The 18,172-nt window shown below is 58.3% G+C and carries 14 protein-coding genes; 7 read left to right on the top strand and 7 right to left on the bottom strand.

Translation table 11 applies throughout. From position 1 onward, the window contains the following. Positions 1 to 103: 103 nt before the first annotated feature. The gene (locus NB063_RS17785) at positions 104 to 1,453 is read right to left on the bottom strand and encodes a hypothetical protein (RefSeq protein ID WP_250930097.1); all 1,350 of its coding nucleotides are present in this window, start codon (positions 1,451 to 1,453) and stop codon (positions 104 to 106) included. A gap of 242 nt (positions 1,454 to 1,695) precedes the next feature. Here NB063_RS17785 and NB063_RS17780 point away from each other — a divergent pair, with 242 nt between their 5' ends. Then, on the top strand, positions 1,696 to 2,364 hold the full coding sequence (locus NB063_RS17780; RefSeq protein ID WP_250930096.1) for a tetratricopeptide repeat protein: 669 nt from the start codon (positions 1,696 to 1,698) through the stop codon (positions 2,362 to 2,364). 89 nt (positions 2,365 to 2,453) lie between these two features. Beyond that, positions 2,454 to 2,669: a hypothetical protein gene (locus NB063_RS17775; protein WP_250930095.1), complete on the top strand. Its 216-nt coding sequence runs from the start codon at positions 2,454 to 2,456 to the stop codon at positions 2,667 to 2,669. Positions 2,670 to 2,903: 234 nt separating this feature from the next. On the opposite strand, the gene NB063_RS17770 is transcribed toward NB063_RS17775, so the two are convergent. The 3 genes from NB063_RS17770 to NB063_RS17760 form a co-directional block, all read right to left on the bottom strand. Further along, positions 2,904 to 5,423, bottom strand: coding sequence for a glycogen/starch/alpha-glucan phosphorylase (locus NB063_RS17770; protein WP_250930094.1), 2,520 nt, complete (start codon positions 5,421 to 5,423; stop codon positions 2,904 to 2,906). 385 nt (positions 5,424 to 5,808) lie between these two features. Further along, complete coding sequence (locus tag NB063_RS17765; RefSeq protein WP_250930093.1) at positions 5,809 to 6,855, bottom strand: exonuclease domain-containing protein; 1,047 nt, start codon at positions 6,853 to 6,855, stop codon at positions 5,809 to 5,811. Then, positions 6,836 to 7,960 carry a TIGR01212 family radical SAM protein gene (locus NB063_RS17760; RefSeq protein WP_407652653.1) on the bottom strand — a complete coding sequence of 375 codons (1,125 nt, stop codon included), beginning with the start codon at positions 7,958 to 7,960 and terminating at the stop codon, positions 6,836 to 6,838. Before NB063_RS17760 ends, NB063_RS17765 begins: the two co-directional genes overlap by 20 nt. 218 nt (positions 7,961 to 8,178) lie before the next feature. Between NB063_RS17760 and NB063_RS17755 the strand changes: the two genes are divergently transcribed. Further along, the gene (locus tag NB063_RS17755) at positions 8,179 to 8,910 is read left to right on the top strand and encodes a phosphatase PAP2 family protein (RefSeq protein ID WP_250930091.1); all 732 of its coding nucleotides are present in this window, start codon (positions 8,179 to 8,181) and stop codon (positions 8,908 to 8,910) included. A gap of 2 nt (positions 8,911 to 8,912) precedes the next feature. Next, a complete protein-coding gene (locus NB063_RS17750) occupies positions 8,913 to 9,812 on the top strand; it encodes a diacylglycerol/lipid kinase family protein (RefSeq protein WP_261367429.1) in 900 nt (299 codons plus the stop codon). On the opposite strand, the gene NB063_RS17745 is transcribed toward NB063_RS17750, so the two are convergent. The 3 genes from NB063_RS17745 to metG form a co-directional block, all read right to left on the bottom strand. After that, on the bottom strand, positions 9,802 to 10,839 hold the full coding sequence (locus NB063_RS17745; protein WP_250930089.1) for a galactitol-1-phosphate 5-dehydrogenase: 1,038 nt from the start codon (positions 10,837 to 10,839) through the stop codon (positions 9,802 to 9,804). The genes NB063_RS17750 and NB063_RS17745 overlap by 11 nt on opposite strands. A 26-nt stretch (positions 10,840 to 10,865) precedes the next feature. Next, a complete protein-coding gene (locus NB063_RS17740; RefSeq protein WP_250930088.1) occupies positions 10,866 to 12,569 on the bottom strand; it encodes a glycosyltransferase family protein in 1,704 nt (567 codons plus the stop codon). 218 nt (positions 12,570 to 12,787) lie between these two features. Then, positions 12,788 to 14,833 (bottom strand): methionine--tRNA ligase, encoded by a 2,046-nt coding sequence (metG, locus tag NB063_RS17735; protein ID WP_250930087.1) that lies wholly within the window; start codon positions 14,831 to 14,833, stop codon positions 12,788 to 12,790. Between the two features lie 41 nt (positions 14,834 to 14,874). Here metG and NB063_RS17730 point away from each other — a divergent pair, with 41 nt between their 5' ends. The 3 genes from NB063_RS17730 to NB063_RS17720 all read left to right on the top strand — a co-directional run bounded on the left by NB063_RS17730 (position 14,875) and on the right by NB063_RS17720 (position 18,169). Next, positions 14,875 to 15,033, top strand: coding sequence for a hypothetical protein (locus NB063_RS17730; RefSeq protein WP_250930086.1), 159 nt, complete (start codon positions 14,875 to 14,877; stop codon positions 15,031 to 15,033). A gap of 87 nt (positions 15,034 to 15,120) precedes the next feature. Then, the gene (locus tag NB063_RS17725) at positions 15,121 to 16,626 is read left to right on the top strand and encodes a hypothetical protein (RefSeq protein ID WP_250930085.1); all 1,506 of its coding nucleotides are present in this window, start codon (positions 15,121 to 15,123) and stop codon (positions 16,624 to 16,626) included. A gap of 79 nt (positions 16,627 to 16,705) precedes the next feature. After that, the gene (locus tag NB063_RS17720) at positions 16,706 to 18,169 is read left to right on the top strand and encodes a tyrosine-protein kinase family protein (RefSeq protein ID WP_250930084.1); all 1,464 of its coding nucleotides are present in this window, start codon (positions 16,706 to 16,708) and stop codon (positions 18,167 to 18,169) included. Positions 18,170 to 18,172 lie beyond the last annotated feature (3 nt).

The raw sequence follows: 18,172 nt of genomic DNA, 5'->3' as shown, positions 1-18,172 counted from the left end.
CTGGCGAGCGTCGCTACGTATCAAGGGTGACGAGCATCGTGATGGCTTCCGCGGCTTCCGGAAACACGCACCAAGACGTCGAGTCGCATTGATTGCTTGGCGCTTACGGCTTGCTGACAATGACTTCGTCCCCGTTCCATTGGATGGCCAGTCCAGCGGATGCGGCGACAATTTCGGCGAGCTCTTTGAGGGTTTTTTTGGATCCGTCGAGATTGATCCGTTTTTGACTGCCCAGCTCCGCGTTTGCTTCGATTCGGATTTTTTTCCCATCGGCGGCTGCCAGTTGACGCAACACATCCCCTGCCGCTTTGTTGACCAGCTTGAGATCGAAGACGGCGGATTTTGGTGTCGCCCCTGGCTTTCCGCCAGTCTCCGCGGGCGCGGCGATCCAGTGGGTTGCCAGCGCGAGACGGTGGGTTGCCGCCGTGGCCAGGATCGTGAGCTGTTTGCCGCTTGCCCGAATGGACGGTCGCGGTTTTTCGCCGGCTAGGCGTTTGCGGATTTCGTTTGCCGAATCGCCGGCAGGGTACGTGAGCGGAAAAGGTTTGGCAGGCAACGTTTCGGTCCAGGCTTGGACACCGCTCGGCATTTCCGTTGCTCGGCTGATGGGCGGTGCGCCGTCCGCGGGAGCTGTCTTCGACATCAGGGTTTCTAATCGTGTTCCCCGTTTGAGGCTGAGATCGAATTGGGCAAGCACCAGCGAAACCGCCGTGCTGCGGTCGACATGGATGAGTTTCCCTGACGGCCAGATGTCATGCGGGAGCCAAGTGACTTCGAGGGCACGTGTGTGATCGTGCGGGTTTGGCAGACGGAAAGTCGCCAGGTCGGTAATGTCCGTGTCGCCGGGGGCTGAGTCGGGTGAAGCGAGGATCAAGGCGAGCACTTCCGCCGCCGTACTGCCGGTGGGCCAGCGGACGGAGATGAGATCGCGGCTCGTGGTTGGGCCGACTGCCAGTTGGCTGGCCGCCGTGTCCACCCATTCGCTCCTGCCAACCAGCATCACGCCGGGGAGAGGGAACATCGCGAGGTTGTCCTTGCGGAGTAATTCCAGCATGACCTGAGCGGCCGGCGTGGAAGCGACCGTGAGGCTCACTTTCGTGGTGGGATCGACGCGGCGATCCATCCAGATCGAGCGGACCGGACTGGGCGGGGGCTCACGCGACGTCTCGCTGGTCGGTGGTTCGCCGGCGACGACAGACCGAAGGACTTGGTCGAGCAGGGTGCCGAGGGTCTGTTCCTCGACACTCATGGTGATTCGCGTTCGCGCCAGCGATTCGGCTGCCAACGGACTAGGCAAAGGAGGCTGTGCCATCGCCGGCCGGGCAACCAGGGCGAACAACAGCAATGCTGTCAAACGGGCGGCTCGATCGGCACGCAATTTGAGACGCCGATCGCCGATCGCGAGCGACCAAAAGTGACGCGTCGGCGGCGATTTTGATCCGTGAAAAAGCATCGTGGGGGTGGCCGGGGTGAGGGAGAGGGGGCGAGGGCAGCTATTTCGGGCTCGACGCTCGATGCCACTGCTTCGTCTCGTTCCACATCCCAAATTCTTTTTGATTTGTCGCCTTGCCTGTCAGCTTGATCGGTCTAACATCGGAAAGTCAAATGGGGGAGAGAAAGAAAGCGGATCTTTGACCTCGATGACGTAGCAGTGGGATAATTGAAACGAATATACCGCCCCAATTGGATTACATCGTGACGACACCTCTTGTTCATACTACCCGGCTGACAGCCGCCTATCGACGATATCTGCAATCGGCGAACTCATGCCGGTTTGCCCATGAGGTGGACGAGTCATACACCTCGGCGACGTTGCTCGCTCTGCTCGGCCGCGGTGTGGTGGAGCAGCGTCGGGCCGCGGCACTTGCCCTTGGAATGCTGGGCGACCGCCGCAGTGTGGATGCATTGGGCCGGGCGATTTCGGACGACGATCGGGGCGTGCGGTTGGTGGCGGACGACTCGTTTCGAGCGGTTTTGGTTCGCGATGCTGCCCCGCTGCATCATCAGCAACTGCTGCGGGTGATGCACCTCAACGATGGGGGCGAGTACGCTGCCGCCCTCTCACCGGCGTTGATTTTGATCGATCAAGCGCCGACTTATGCCGAAGCCCATCACCAACTGGCGATCTGCTGGCACGGATTAGAAGATTTCGTTCGTGCTGAGCGGGCATATCAAAACTGCCTTTGGCATTGTCGTTTCCATTACCTCGCTTGGCAAAGTTTGGCCAAGATCCGGTATCTCAATGGGAACTTGGAAAAGGCACTTCAGGCGCTCGATTATTGCTTGGACATCAATCCGGATCTTGAGACGGCTAGGATGCAACGTCGGCAGATACGTCGTCGGATGCGTCAAAGCGACGTCTGAATTCGAATGCGTCTGCCCCAGAACACCGAGATTGCGTTTTGACTACGGATGAGTTCTTCGTTAGCTGTTTAGCTCTCACCCTTTCTGTCGTGGCCACTGCCATCGCTCTCGGGCCCTGGGACGCTCCCTACAAAATCCGTTCGTTTGCCAATATTGAAAATCGGTTTGGCAAACCTGCTGCGAGGGTGGTGTGGATCATGATCGCGATCGTATCCGGCTCCTGCGCCGCGGCGATCATGACGGGCTTGCGACCCGCATACGCGGCGCCCGTGGTGAGAGATCAGGAAGTAACAGGCAACAGGTGAGATTGTCCTGTCACCAGTGTCCCGTGCGGCGTCGATTGTATTACTGAAGGATTTCAAATGTAGCGGAACGGCGCGAACCGTCCGGTGACTTGGGACCGGACGGCTTGCGCCGTTCCGCTAAAACAATCAACGTCCCGTGGCCGCCTGATATTCGGCCTGAGAGATATCGAGCCCGAGGATATGGGGCCTGCTGACAGTGTCTTCAGGCCCGTCAAACTCTGACGATGCCCTTGCTCAGTTGGTCGGCGGTAATGCCCGTACGTCCCAGATGTCTTGGGCGTACTGCTGGATCGTGCGATCGCTGCTAAACCAACCGCTGCCGGCGGTGTTGAGGATGCTCATTTTGTTCCAATGCGCCGGGTCTTGGTACGCCTTCGCCACTTCGTTTTGGGCGTCGATGTAGCTTCGCAAGTCGGCGATCGTGACCCATGGATCATGAGAGCTTCGCAGGCCACCGGTCAGCAAGTCGAACAGGCCAGGATTGGTCGGGTTAAATCGACCGCTTTCGAGCAAGTTCATCAGGCTGGCAATCTCGGCGTCCGCTGAGATGATCTCGTTGGGCCGGTAGTCCTTCTTGGTTTCAACCACTTCAGCTGCGTCCAACCCGAACAGGAAGAAGTTTTCTTCTCCGGCGTTGTCGCGGATCTCAATGTTGGCTCCGTCGAGTGTTCCGATGGTGAGGGCACCGTTCATCATGAACTTCATGTTCCCGGTTCCCGATGCTTCTTTACCCGCCGTCGAAATTTGCTCGGACAACTCGGTTGCCGGGCAGATCACTTCCATCGACGAAACGCGATAGTTGGGGAAGAACACCAGACGCAGAAGGTCCTTGCATTTCGGATCGGCGTTGACCACCGACGCGACGTCGTTGATCAATTTGACGATCAATTTGGCGACGTGATATCCCGGTGCCGCCTTCCCGCCGATCAGGACACAGCGTGGTACCATGCCTGCGGTTTCGCCTCGTTGGATGCGATCGTAGAGATGGATCACGTTCAGGACGTTGAGCAGTTGGCGTTTGTATTCGTGGATCCGTTTGACTTGCACGTCAAACATGAACGACGTGTCGAACTGAACGTCGGTGTTTTTGGCGACCAGATCGGTCAAGCGTTTCTTGTTTTCGAGTTTGATATCGATCCAGCGTTCTTGGAACGAGGCGTCCGTGGCGTATGGGGCCAGTTCGCTGATCTTGCTGAGGTCGGTTTGCCATCCTTCGCCGATGGTTTCGTTGAGCAAGCCACGCAGGCCTGGGTTGCAGTGCGAGAGCCAACGACGCTGAGTCACACCATTGGTTTTGTTGTTGAACTTGCGCGGCCACATTTCGCTGAAGTTCTTGAACAAACCGCTTTCGAGCAACTGCGTGTGCAATCCGGCCACGCCGTTGACAGAAAAACTGCCGACGATGGCGAGATAGGCCATGCGGATGTGTGGGTTGTCCCCTTCTTCGATGAGCGACATCTCGCGACGCATTTCGATGTTGCCAGGCCATTGTTGGTCGACGAGTTTCAGGAATCTCGCGTTGATTTCGTAGATGATTTCGAGCAAGCGTGGCAATAACCGGCTGAACAGTCCCACGGACCATCGCTCGAGAGCTTCGGGCAGGAGCGTGTGGTTGGTATACGCCATGCATCGCGTTGTCACTTTCCAGGCAGCGTCCCAGTCCATGCCGTGTTCGTCCATCAGCAGCCGCATCAACTCGGGGACCGCACACGCGGGGTGCGTATCGTTGAGTTGGAAGCAGTTCTTTTGCCCAAAGTCGGAGAAGTCTTCTCCGTACTTTTCGACCCATCGATGGATCACATCCTGCAGTGATGCCGAGACCAGGAAGTACTGTTGTTTGAGGCGGAGTTCTTTTCCGTTTTCGCTGGCGTCGTTCGGGTACAACACCATCGAAATTTGTTCGGCGTCGGTCTTGGCTGCGACGGCTTCGGGATAACTACCCGCGTTGAACTCAGCGAGATCGAACACGTCAGTCGTCGATGCTTTCCAAAGACGCAGGGTGTTGACGGTGTCGTTTTGGTATCCCGGGATTGGCATGTCAAACGGAACCGCGAGCACGTCGCGTGTTTCGACCAATCGTTTCTTGAGTGTACCGTCCGCATCGTGATACGTTTCCGGGCGGCCGTAGAAGCGAATTCGTCGAGTGTGTTCGTCGCGTTTGATTTCCCAAGGGTTGCCGTCGGCGAGCCAGTGATCGGGATCTTCGACTTGACGGCCGTCCTCGATGTGTTGGTGGAACATCCCGTATTCGTACCGAATCCCATATCCGATGACCGGGAGTTGCAGGTTGGCGCAACTGTCGAGGAAACATGCCGCGAGTCGTCCCAAGCCGCCGTTGCCCAACCCGGCGTCGAGTTCACGATCCGCGATCGTTTCGAGTTGCATTCCGTAGTTGTGCAACGCTTCACGAACTTCGTCGTCCAAATTGAGGTTTTGGATCGCGTTGGTCAATGATCGGCCGATCAGAAACTCCAGGGACAGGTAGTAAACCTTGCGATCGTCACTCGCATTCATCCGCTTCCAGGTTTTCTGCCATGTCGGTACCAAGCGATCTCGCACCGTGATCGCCAAGGCACGATACAGGTATTGCTGGTCAGACTCGCTCTCCGCTGGCGTCTCAACATCGGCGAGCCCGAGGGTGATGTTCAGGTGACGCTGGAGGTCCGCAGGAAGGTCGAGCAATCCGAGTGACCGCATTGCATTTTTCGACGATTGCTGCTTCGAGGAAGGGGAGTCAGTAAGGGTGTTGGACATGAACTTGGTTCTTTCAATGAGAAAGTGGCGGGGCCATCGTTGACGAGTTTGGACCTCTTGCTCGATACCGAAAGTCCATACCAAGACTTAGCGGTTTCGATGGCGAAGTATAAAGGTTCAGCTTTGTTAGGCCAATCTTGATTGGGCATCACTAACGTGGCTTGTCGCAAACGATACTGAAGTACTGCCAGACGAATTTGCCGTGTTTTGCTCGATGTAAATTGAGAAAACCGCACGTTTCGCAAGGATTGGTGCATCCACCCGGCCTGATGGTTGTGGCCGAATGTTTGCTTCGGATCAAGCAATTGCGAGCAAAAAATAGACGCCCCGTCCCCGTTTTGCCCTCAAAAGGTGCTGAAGGCAGGTTTCGTACCATTGAGGTTCGCTAAGTCATGTCCGTGATCATGCGCAAAAACTCTTCTTCAGACACGATTCGTACATCGACCCCGTCCGCAATGAGACCGCGGGCTTTCTCCTCTTTGGTGCTCTGCGAGCGGCCCGAACGCAACGTTCTCGGGTCGACCTCGCCCACCACTAGCAGATTTGTTCGGCGAGAAACGCTGCTGACACACCTGCCTCCGCTGCATATTGTCAGCTTTTCAGCGTCTTCGCGAGCGATGCGTGTCAGCGTTCCCGTGAACACGACGCTTTGCCCGGCAAGCGGTCGGATGAACTCGGCGCGGACAAAAAGGCGTTGGAGGTCAACGCCTCCTGCGGACACCAAGACTTCCACCCCAGAAGTCCCTTGATCAGCACGCATTGCACCAGACGACATGGCGGAGGAGGACACGGCCGCGGAAGACATTGCGGCAGAGGACGCTGCGGTCGACCTCCTCCGGGACGGTCGTCGAGAGGTGGTGGGGCCCGATTTCCCCCACTCGCCGGCGATCCCTCTGGTCAGTTTGAGTTTTTCTTCGAGTTGCTCGAGTGACGTCGCTCCCACCTCTTCGGCGGCCGCGAGGGCGATCTTGGCGCAGGCGATCGAATCTTCGAGCGCGTCATGGTGCTTGAATCGAACGCCCAACCAATCGGATAACGGTTTGAGTCCGAAACGCGGTTGTCGTGGCCACGTTCGCCGCGCGATGGCCCGCGTGCAGCTGTACTGCATCTCAGGGATCGGGTGGCCGTGCGTATGCAAGCACGCCATCAGCACGCCGAGATCGAAACTCGCGTTGTGGGCGATCAAGCAATCGTCGGCGAGTGTGTCCGAAATCACTGGCCACAATTCGCCGAACTCGGGTTCATCATGCACCATCTCCGGTGTGATGCCATGAATCTGGATGTTCTGGGGGCTGATGTAAAAAGGTCGGGGGCGGATCAGCCAGCAGGCTTGGTTGACAATTTCCCCGCCCCGTACGCGAACGGCAGCCAGCTGACACGCACTGTCGCTTCGCCGCGTTGCGGTTTCAAAATCAATCGCGGTGAAGTCCACCTGCCACCCCTCTCTGCAATTTCAAAACCGGCAGACGTCCGCGAACCTCGATTCGATCTCGGATCGAAGTCGGCGTCTGGTCGGTGGGACGTTCACGCCGCTCCGGTGCGATCTCCGGTGCAACATAGTGTACTCCTTGACGGGTGCCTCGCCGTTCGAACTCGCTGTTGATTTCGTCTCGGATCGCGGATTTCTGGAGGCACCATTTCGGCTCGATCAGGTATTTGGGGGGTGCGTCGCCGCTGACGCGTTCGACGACCGTCGTCGGGGGGATTCGTTCGAGGAAATCCACGACGGTTTGAATGTACTCTTGACGCTCCATCATCTTCAACTTGCCCGCCAGGACCTCATCGCCCAAAGGGGTGCCGTGGACGCAGTAGAGGTTGTGCAATTTGATCGAGTCCAGACCGAGAACACCGACTTCGCGGGCGGTTTGCATCATCATTTCGCGATCTTCGCCGGGAATACCGAGAATCACGTGGCCGCTGCATTCGAAACCACGTCCGCGAGCCCGGTCCATCGCGTTGACCATGTCGGCGTGAGTGTGGGCACGATTCATCCACCGCAACGACTCGTCGTGGATCGTTTGCATTCCAAACTCGAGCGACACCGATCGCTGTTTCGAGATCCTTTCGAGCAATTCCAAGACGGGTTCGGGCGCACAGTCGGGACGAGTCCCGATCGCCAGCCCCAGGACACGGGGATCGGCGTTCATCGCGAGATCATAGATCTCTTCGAGTTGGTCGATGGGGGCGTACGTGTTCGTCGCCGGTTGAAAATAGGCGATGAAACCATGGACGCGGTCGTAGCGACGAATGACGCTCTCGATCCCGGTCCGCAATTGTTCGCTGACCCGTTCCAGCCGCACGCGACGCGAGGGGCTGAACGAGCGGTTGTCGCAGAAGTTGCATCCGCCGGTGGTCACGGCGCCGTCGACGTTGGGGCACGTGAATCCCGCGTCGATACTGACCCGCTGGACGCGGCCGCCGAATTTTCGTCGCAACGCTCGTCCGAAAGCGTTGAGATGCAAACCCTCACGCTGCCAATCCAGCGATCCGTCGTCAAGATCGGGTTGCTGGGTGGGGTCGAGATCGGACTTCGGCATGAAAAACTCGGGCGGAGGCGAAACGCTCAGTGAATCGTACACGATATCATGCCGCGTCCGATCGGCAAGGCGATGCGGTCGGGTGGGCGGGATGTTGATCGGAGGGGGCGATTGCATCCTCGCGGGACCTCCTACGCAGCTTGACAGATCGCGGGCGGTTGACGATCCGCAATGAGTGTGTCGGCGACCGGCACACGGATTGCAGATTCTACCGCGACATGGAATCAATCAATCAAGATCATTCGCCGTCGATGCTCGTTCGCGCCATTTGGTTTGTCCGTGGACGCGAGCCGATCGTGCTGTTGGGTTTGCTAACGGTCGTGCTGGTGAGTTGGGGTTTTGTCGAGCTAGCAGGAGAAGTACTCGAAGGGGATACGGACACGTTTGATCGTTGGGCGGTCAAAAACCTGCGTCAGAGCGAAAATCTTGGAAGTCCGATCGGTCCGGCTTGGCTCGCCGAGGCTGGGCGTGATCTGACAGGACTCGGTGGAATCCCGGTGTTATTGATCGCTATCGTGGCGTCGGCTGGTTTCTTGGCGATCAATCATTCGTACAGATTGCTCGGCGTGTTGTTGGTTTCTACTCTCGGTGGTATCGGGGTGAGTTTGGTGCTCAAGGGATGGTTCTCGCGTCCACGTCCCGACATCGTTCCCCATCTTTCGCATGTTTACACGAGCAGTTTTCCGAGCGGACACTCGATGATGTCCGCGGTCGTTTATTTGACGTTGGCGGCGTTGATCGCGCCGGTGCTCAGGCATTTTTGGATTCGTGTCTATGTGATCTCCGTCGCCGTCTTGTTGACGTTCTTAGTCGGAGTCAGTCGCGTCTACATGGGCGTGCATTACCCAACGGATGTGTTCGCGGGGTGGGCCGCCGGTTTGGTTTGGGCGTTGCTGTGTTGGTTGATCGCGCGTGCGATCCCGGTTCGGAAAATTGAAACGCAGAAGTGATCATGGCAATGTTCGTGATTTGGAACGGGGGTTCGGGGAAGGCTGCGCAAATGGACGCATTGCGTTCGCAACTGCGAGGGCATCACGCGACCTATTTGGAACTGACTCGCGATGTGGATGTGACCGCGGCGCTGCGTGATTTTGTTGATCGCGGTGGCGACCACGTGATCGCGGCAGGGGGCGACGGGACCGTGCACACCGTCGTCAATGAACTGATGCAATTTGATCCGGGCGAACGCCCGCAGATGTCGATCGTGCCTTTGGGGACAGCCAACGATTTCGCGGGAACGCTCACGATTCCCGAGGAAATTGAAGAAGCCGCTCGCTTGTTTCTCGATGGCGAAGCGGTTCCGGTGGACGTGGTCCAGATTCGCGGTGAAGGTATCGAGCGATTCTATTCCAACGTGGCCGCCGGCGGGAATTGTGTTCGCGTGTCGGAAGAATTAACCGATGAGGTTAAGGCGAGGTGGGGTGCGTTTTGTTACGTGCGCGGTGCCGTCGGTGTGCTCGCCGATATGGAGAGTTATCGCTTGGATGCCGAAATCGACGGCGAGTCGTTCGAGCAGCTCGATTCTTGGGCGGTGTTGATCGCCAACGGCAAAACCAACGCGGGACGCATCGAGGTCGCCCCGCTAGCCTCTCCCTCGGACGGCATGTTTGATGTCGTAATCATTCGCGACGGTGGATTGATGGACATGGTCGAAATTGTCTCCGGGAACCTGCTCGGCAAGTTCCTCGAGTGCGATCAGGTCATCTTTCGCAAAGCAAAACGGATCCGGTTGCAGTCCGATCCGCCGATGCGATTCACGCTCGACGGGGAAGTGATTGACAAGGAACCGATCGAATTCGAGGTCGTCCCGGCAGCGATCAAGATGTTTGTCGGCCCCGACTTCACGCGTTAGGGCAGATCACCACTTTCATTTGCTCGGCATCGCCGGCGTACAGGCGTTCGAACCATTGGGGGCCGTCAGCGAGGGCGATCTTTGCCGTGATCAACGGCTCGACGTTGATGATGCCACGGTTCATCAGATCGATGCATTGTGGGTATTCGCCGTTGCAACCGCAGGTTCCCTGTAGCCGAATCTCGCGGGTCACGACCGACTGCAGCGGCAGTTCGATCTTTGGCGAGATGTTTCCAACAAGAGTGACGGCACCGCCTTTGCGAACCGATTCGATCGCCGTGGTCACCGTCGGGGTGGCGCCCACGACTTCGAAAGCGACATCCGCACCGCGACCGCCAGTCAATTCGCGGATCGTTTTGGGAACATCGACTTGATCACCGCGGAGCGTGTCGGTGGCTCCGAGTTTCTTCGCGGTTTCGAGGCGTTTGTCGTTTAAGTCAACCGCGATCACGCGAGTAGCACCCGCGGCCTTGGCCGCCTGCAAGGTCAGCAGTCCGATCATGCCGGCGCCCACAACGACCGCCGTATCGCCCAATCGGATCGGTGTGACTGCGGCGGCATGAACGGCGACACTGACCGCTTCCACCAACGCGGCGTGTTCGAATGGCAGCGAATCAGGCAATTGATACACGATCCGGCGTGGCACCGAGATCCGTTCTGCAAACGCGCCGTGGCGACGATAGTCGCCGCACGAAACGCCCAAGACGAGTCGATTGTCGCACAGGTTTTGGTGGCCATCGTTGCAGAAGTGGCAATGGCCGCACGACACCATCGAATCAAACGTGACGCGGCTGCCGTTGGGCAAGTCGGTGACGTTCTCGCCGGTGGCGACCACGATCCCGGCGGCTTCATGTCCCATCACGAGCGGTGGAATCCGGCGGCCGGTACTGCCGTCGTATCCATGAATGTCGCTGCCGCAAATGCCACACGCTTCAACCTGTACCAAGACGTCGTCAGGGCCGACGGCGGGCTCATCGACGTCCGTGCATTGCATCTTTTTGTATTCGGTCAGCAACAAAGCTTTCATGGTGGGTCTCGATGGGGGGAGGCGATTTATTCGGATACCAGCGTTGCGACGGGATGCCCTTCAACGCGGCAGGGATAAAACGGGTGCGAGCTAGCTACTAAATCGATCATCCTGGCGTCGGTGGTCGGATTTAGATTGTCTGGGGAATCACTCGTTTGATTGGCCTGCTGAGAAGTCAACGATTGATACGCGTTGGTGAGTATCGAGCACTGGACGTCAGGTCGATACCGGGACGCAATCGTTTCGCGGTTGGATTCTATCAAGTCCGCAGGAGCTTCCGCGACAATCGATTCGATCAATCGGGCGTTCAGCTTTTTAACCTGCTCGCCAAAAGCGGCGTCCTCTGCGATGCGGCGGATGGTGTTGATTTGCTCGGACGGTAGCAGACGTGCGAAATCCACCGCGTCGACGCATCCCCCGGTCTGTTTGACGAGGCGTTCCTGAGGCCGAAATGGTTCGGGCAGTAACGCCCAGGCTTCCCCGTACGCTTGTTTCCATTGGCGGTCTACTTTAGCGATCCAGTCGGCGTCACCGGGAATCCACACGCCGTCGTACAAGTCCGGTTGGTGCACTCCTTCGGCCGAAAAATCGGAGGTCACCGACGGCAGGTTTCTCGCGACCACTTTCCGCGATGCCAGCCAAGGTTCCAAAAACGCCATGCCGAATCCTTCGGCGACGCTAGTCGATAAAACGCAGTGGCAGGCCGAAAGATTGTCCGCGTAAGTGATCCGTTCGTCGTGAGCGGCATCAAAGATGATGTCGGGAACGTAAGTCTTCGCGAGCGTGTGCCATCTTTCGTAAGATTCGGATTCCAGCTCCGTGTCCGGTTTGAGCGTCAGCGCGCCGACGTATCCTTTCGGCAATAGCTGGCAGAGCAGCACGAACTCGCCGACATTCTTTCTGCGGATGCCACGGACGGGGTACAAGACCCAGCGGCTTGACGCATCGACGGAGAACACCTCTGCAACTTTAGCCATCGCCGTTTCACGGTCGGACATCTCACCGGGCGGCAACCGTACGCTGTTGGGGATCGTCGTGACTCGCGAAGCGTCGATGCCCCGCGCCTGCAGCACTTCTGCGTCACCCTTGGTCAAGCAAGCGTAGGCGATGTTCGGATGCGTCGGGTACAAGATCGCATCCAGTGTTGACGAACGGGTGGCTCCGGTTTGCTGAATCAAGTGATGGACGTTCTCGGGGCGTTGGTCTTCGGCAAAGTCGTGAATTTGCAAAAGCAGCCGCCAGCCCGCGTTCGCCAGATGCGTGATCGCAAACGGCGCGGCGGCATTCTTACCGAGGCTGTGATTGTGCCAATGGATGACCGAGTCTTCTGGTTTCAGTCCCGCGCTGCGCAGCGTCGCGTCGACTAGTTCAAAGAGACGCTGTCCAGCGACCGAACCGTGGGTTGCCTGCGTTCTTTGAAACCCCTTGATTCGCTCAAAAGAGGACGCGTTTAATTGTGTGTCCCCATTTTGCGATTGTGAGGGTTCTCGCAAGGCGTCCGTCCCGACTGCGTCGTAGTCGAGTTCAGGGATTTGGATCGCGTCGGCGTGAGCGAGAGTGGATTTGCGGATTCCGGAGACCCGTTTGCCCGACAGCAGCACGATCTTGCCGATCGATTCGCGTTCTTTGCCCGAACGTAAGCACTCGACATGATTCTGGACCACGCCGGTCACGCCACCGGTTTCAAAATGACAGTGGACGATTGCAATGTTGGTGGGAGTTTCGCTCACGTGCTTCAAACCCAAGGTTGAAAGATGCCGAACAGCCGACGGCAGGCCGTGCACGCCGCACGTGTCTGCCTTCGGCTCGCTTCATTCCGAACTCGCAGACGGAAACGAGTCGGATTCTTGAGATGCAGGCGGCGTCACTCCTTGGACTGCCGAGAAATCGCTTGTCCACGCGGGTTGCACCGTGGCGTCCCGATCGCATGGAGACTGCCGGCGCGGGACTAGTGGACCCGTTGTCCGGGGACTGCACCTTCATCGATGCCCAGCACGAAGACTTCTGCGCCGCCAGGTCCGGCGGCGGTGACCATGCCTTCGCTAAGGCCGAAACGCATTTTGCGTGGTTGCAGGTTGGCGACCATCACGACCAAACGTCCGACCAGTTTTTCGGGCTCGTAGGCGGCTTTGATTCCCGCGAAGACTTGGCGGGTTTCATCGCCACCAAGGCTAAGCGTTAGCTTGAGCAGTTTGTTGGCTTCGGGCACGTGTTCGGCGGTGATCACACGCGCGACCCGCAAGTCGACTTTCATGAAATCATCGATCGTAATTTCGTCAGCGATCGGCTCATCTTTGAGAGGCTGGTCGCTGTCGTTGTAGGTCGTCGCGGGCGAGTCGACGACGTCCGCATCGGCGGCGGCTTCGGCTTTGCTTTCTTCAATCATCTTTTCGAGGTTCTCTAGTTGGACTCGGTCCATCATTCGTTTGAATTTGTTAACGCCGCGACCGACCAACGGCGTCTGACTTTGTTCCCATGACACAATGGGATCATCTAAAAGTTCACCGCAGGCGGCCGCCAAGGAGGGCAGTACCGGCGCGAGGTAAACAGCGAGCTGACGGAACAGGTTTAGCGCCACCGTGCAGACGTCACGCAGTTCGTCGGTTCGCTCGGCGTCCTTCTTCATCTCCCAAGGACGGGCGTGTTCGACAAACGGGTTGGCCGCGTCGGCGAGTTCCATGATCAATCGCATCGCTTTGGCGTATTCGCATTGCTCATACGCTTCCGCGATCGCATCGCCCGTCGCGGCGGCCTTCTCAAACAAGCCACCGTCGTCAGGGTAGGTTTCCGAAAGTCCGGTTTGCCCGGCGAACTTACCCACACGGCTGGCGAGGTTGACGACTTTGCCCACTAGGTCCGAGTTGACTTTGTCAACGAACTCCGTCAGTGACAGGTCGAGATCCTCGACGCGCGAGGAGAGCTTGGATGCGTAGAAGTAACGCAGCGCCGCCGGGTCGATGTGTTTGAGGAACGTTTCCGCTTTGACCAGCGTTCCGTCACGCTTGGACATCTTCATGCCGTTGACGTTCAGGAATCCGTGAATGTGCACCTTCGTTGGCAGCGAGTAGCCGGCCGTCTTGAGCATTCCCGGCCAAAACAGCGTGTGAAAGTAAGTGATGTCTTTGCCGATGAAGTGGTGGACTTCGCAATCATCGCTCTTCCACCAATCTTCGAGTTTTTCGCCGTGCTTGTCGCACCATTGCTGTGTGCTGGCGATGTATCCGATCGGCGCATCGAACCAGACGTACCAATAGTTGCCCGGTGAATCTGGGATCTCGAAGCCGAAGTACGGTGCCGGTCGGCTGATGTCCCAATCACGCAAGTCGTCGGCGAGGAAGTGACCTTTGAGGTAGTTTGCCGTTTCGCTCTGGAGAGCACCTGAGTTGGCGACCCACTCGTTGAGGAACCCGTGCAGTTTTTCGAGTTCCACGAACAGGTGAGCCGACTCACGCAGGACCGGAGTCGCTCCGCTGAGTGTGCTGACGGGATTGATCAGATCGGTCGGGTTGTAGGTGTGACCGCACGTGCAGTTGTCGCCCGCCTGATCGGTACGGCCGCATTTCGGGCAAGTACCACGGACGAAACGGTCGGCGAGAAACGTTTCGGCTTCAGGGTCGTAAAGCTGCTCGACGGTCCGTTCGACGACAAGATCGGCCGAACGCAGTGATTGCCAGAACTGACCGCAGATCTTGCGGTTCTCGTCGCTGTGCGTGCTGCCGTAGTTATCGAACTCGATTCCGAAACCGGCGAAATCTCGCTGGTGCGATTCGCTCATTTCGGCGATTAGTTCCAGTTCGCTGCGGCACTCTTTGCGAGCCCGGATCATGATCGCCGTGCCGTGAGTGTCGTCAGCACAAATATAGAGGCAGCGGTTCCCGCGGAGCTTTTGAAAGCGGACCCAGATGTCCGTTTGCAAGTATTCGACGAGGTGCCCGATGTGGATGGGACCGTTGGCGTAGGGCAACGCGGCGGTGACGAGTAGGCGACGCGGCATGGGCGGTGACGAACTCTGTGCAAAATGGGGGGATTGAGGCCATGACGAAATACAGTCGAAGCGAACGCTGCGGCAGCATTCTTGCAAAGTCGATCCGAATCGACCACCACGGGCAAAGCACGCCAAAAAAACGTGTCATCGTCATCGCGGCGCCCGTTTTCATCTTGCAAGCGGCGTCAAAGTTTCACTATCCCGAATAATCCTCAAGCTCGTGCCGCCGATAGGTCGATGCTGACGATGGGGGGGAAGATCGTAATCGATCCATTTCAAAATGCAGGGATGCAACGATGACGCTCGCGTCTGAAACCAAACGCAAGACACCGGATCGACCCGGTGCTACCAAAAACAAATCAAACCGAAGCTCCTTTTCGGATGCGTTGCCGCCGACCTTGCTGCGCCTGCCGGATTTGGATCCGACGGACGTCGAACGCGATCCGTGCGACGCAGAAGATGAGGCCGCGGGCGAGGTCGCGACGACACCATCATCAGCAGTCACGTCGGACGATGATTTTGATTCGAAGTCATCGGGAGAGTCTCGCGAATCGATCACGCTGGCGTCGATCAACACTGCGGCCAACGAAACGCTGCCTGTATCAGGATCGTTTCCCGCCGTTACGGGTTCACCGAAAACCGCCGCGACACCGAAGTCGTTCGCGGAATCGCTCCCCAACGTACCGGATGAGCCCGCCGTCGCCGACGAGCCCATGATGACCGTTGAGCCCATGGTGACCGTTGAGCCGAAAATCGAACCAACGACGAACAAGCTCGAACGGGGAGACGAGTCATCGGACTCCTCGCTGCTGGAACATGTCGCATCGCGAAAGGCCCTCTTGGTGGTCCTCGTTCTGATTGCGGGATTTGCGGTGTTCATGCCTCGCAATGAAGAGACAGCCAGCGATCCTGGTGCCGACTTGATCGCTGATGCGGATGTGACTTGGAGTGACGATGAAGTGCTCTCGGGGATTGCCGAATCGGACGTCGTGTCCGAACCGTTCATGAGTTTGGCGGACCGTCCACGTGCTGCCGAACACCACCGCGGCCCCGGTTCCTCAGCCATCGCGACCGGTCGCATTGGTGACCCGTTGGCGAATAGCCAGATGATTCAGCAGCCTGCATCCGATAACAGCCCGGCGATTTCGCAACCGCCGATTGACCATCGGTTGGCGTCGATGGCGAACGTTTCTCAGCCCGGAATGCCGGATTTTCCTGGTGACGACGTGAGCAATCCCTACGGGGCGGACATGAACGCGCCGGTTGATCAAACGCCGCAGTTCAGCAGCCACCGTTCGACGAACACACCGGATTTCGATCCCTCTCGTTTGGATGCCGTGAGTGCGAGTCTCGCGGCGGCAGCCAACGAAGAGATTCGCCGCATGGATGCCGCACGTGCCGGTCTCGCTCAAGGAGCACCGGTTGTATCGCAACCTGAGACGTCGTTGGGGTACCCGAACGAACCGGTTGCTGCGGCGAAACCTGAAATTTTGAAAAGCCGCACGCCGGACGCGATCACGAACTGGACTCAGTACCTACCGCCGCTCGATGCGGAATCATTCGCCGCGCCAGTTTCACCGGCTCAGCCGACTGAGGCGGGAGTCTCCACGGGGACGCGAATGACAAACTTGCCCGATGAACCGGATTTCGGTTTCGCGTTGCCCGGCGATACCGCGTCGGGGAATCCGGTAGGGCAGGAAGCACGTGCCACCCCGGCTCGTCCCGAGGATTCCACCGTCAGTCCTGAAGCTCGCGTCGCCATGCCGACTTATGGATATCCCCGCGTGGACGGCCTGCGTTAAGACCTATCGAATCATTCCGAATCCGAGCACGGACGCCTCTCCGCTGACTCATTCAAGTTAATTTCGTTTGAGACCCATCATGCCCCACGCCAATGAACCCACCCGTGCCACGGGCGCCGCGTCCGTGTCCCAACCGACGATTGCGACGGCCGTTCACCCACAATCGTTGCGTGACCGGATCGGTCAGGAAAATATGACCCAGTCCAGTGTGCTGGCCTCGCGGCGGTTGGACGAAGCATTGCTGAGGCTCGATCGCGCAGCGGGGCGCAGTCGCGGATCCGAACCAGCGGCTCCCACTAACACATCACCCACCGAAGCGGTCGCGGTTGCCAACCGCATCGCATTGTCGAGCGAACGTGATCTCTACGAGGAAGACCTTCCGCCGCGATACCGGGCGCAGCGTTCAGGGCTCGAGCTCGATCAGTCTGTGACGCAGAACAGTTCGATGTGGTTGGAAAACGAAGAAACCTCCCAACAGATACGTATCGATGCTGGGCACGCCGATGCCACGTCGGCACCGTCTTGGAAGCCACGGCTCAGACCCGAGCCGATCTCCGAAGCTCCCGGCGGAGATCCAGAGCCGATCGAAACACCACATAGCACACCCGAGTCAGCCAGGGCCGCGGTGGAGCACGCTCGTATCTCCGCAAGCGATCTCGAAGCGATGTTCACGCAGTCCATTGACGTGATGATTTTGTCGACAACGGCGCGCATCGTCGACGAGGAGGGGACGCATCCAGAAACTGCGCCGGAGCAAGCCGCTGCTCCTGCGAGCACGCGGGTACCCGCACAAACGGCCGCTCCGAAGGAAGCAGACAGCCCGGTCGCTGAAAAGACCGTTGTGACGGCCAAGGTTGAGGAATCGGTCGAAACACAGCCTCAAGCCGAGCCCGCTCCAGAACCCGCGCCGCAACTGGATGCGTTCACTGCCGCGTGGCAGGTTGACGAGTTTGTCGTTCCCGCCACGATCGATGAACTGTTCCTGTCTGGATCGATCGCCGAACAACTCGCATCGCGTTTAGCCAACGCTCGATCGCAGGGGCTCCGCACCATTGCCATCACGAGCGCGAAATCAGGCGAAGGCCGTTCGACCGTTGCGGTCGGCTTGGCTCTGAGCGTCGCGTTTTCGGGATTGCGGGTGGCACTTGTCGATGCTGATCGGACGGGAGTCAAGATCGCGACCGACCTGCACCTCGATCTCGATCACAGTTGGCCGGATGCTGTTCGTGGGAACACGCCGCTTGAAGAGATTGCGGTTGCGTCCGAAGCCGACGCGCTAACGTTGCTACCGCTACTCGAGCGAAACGGGGAAGCACCGTTTCAGTCCGAAGAACTGCGTCAAACCCTCGCTCGACTGCAAAAATCATTTGACCTCGTGGTCGTTGATTGCGGTGCCGCTTCGATCTCCGACGTCGTCTTGTGTGATACCGCTTTGATCGTGCGTGACATGCAGCGGACCAAAGCACCCGAGGTGGAAACGCTTGCTTTGTCGCTTCGTCGCAAAGGGATGCACGGAGTCGGCGTGATCGAGAATTTCTGTTAATCG

It is taken from the genome of Aporhodopirellula aestuarii, assembly GCF_023701485.1.
Taxonomy (GTDB): Bacteria; Planctomycetota; Planctomycetia; order Pirellulales; family Pirellulaceae; genus Rhodopirellula; species Rhodopirellula aestuarii.
The sequence above is the reverse complement of the archived record's forward strand: the minus strand, read 5'-3'. Positions and strand labels throughout refer to the sequence as shown.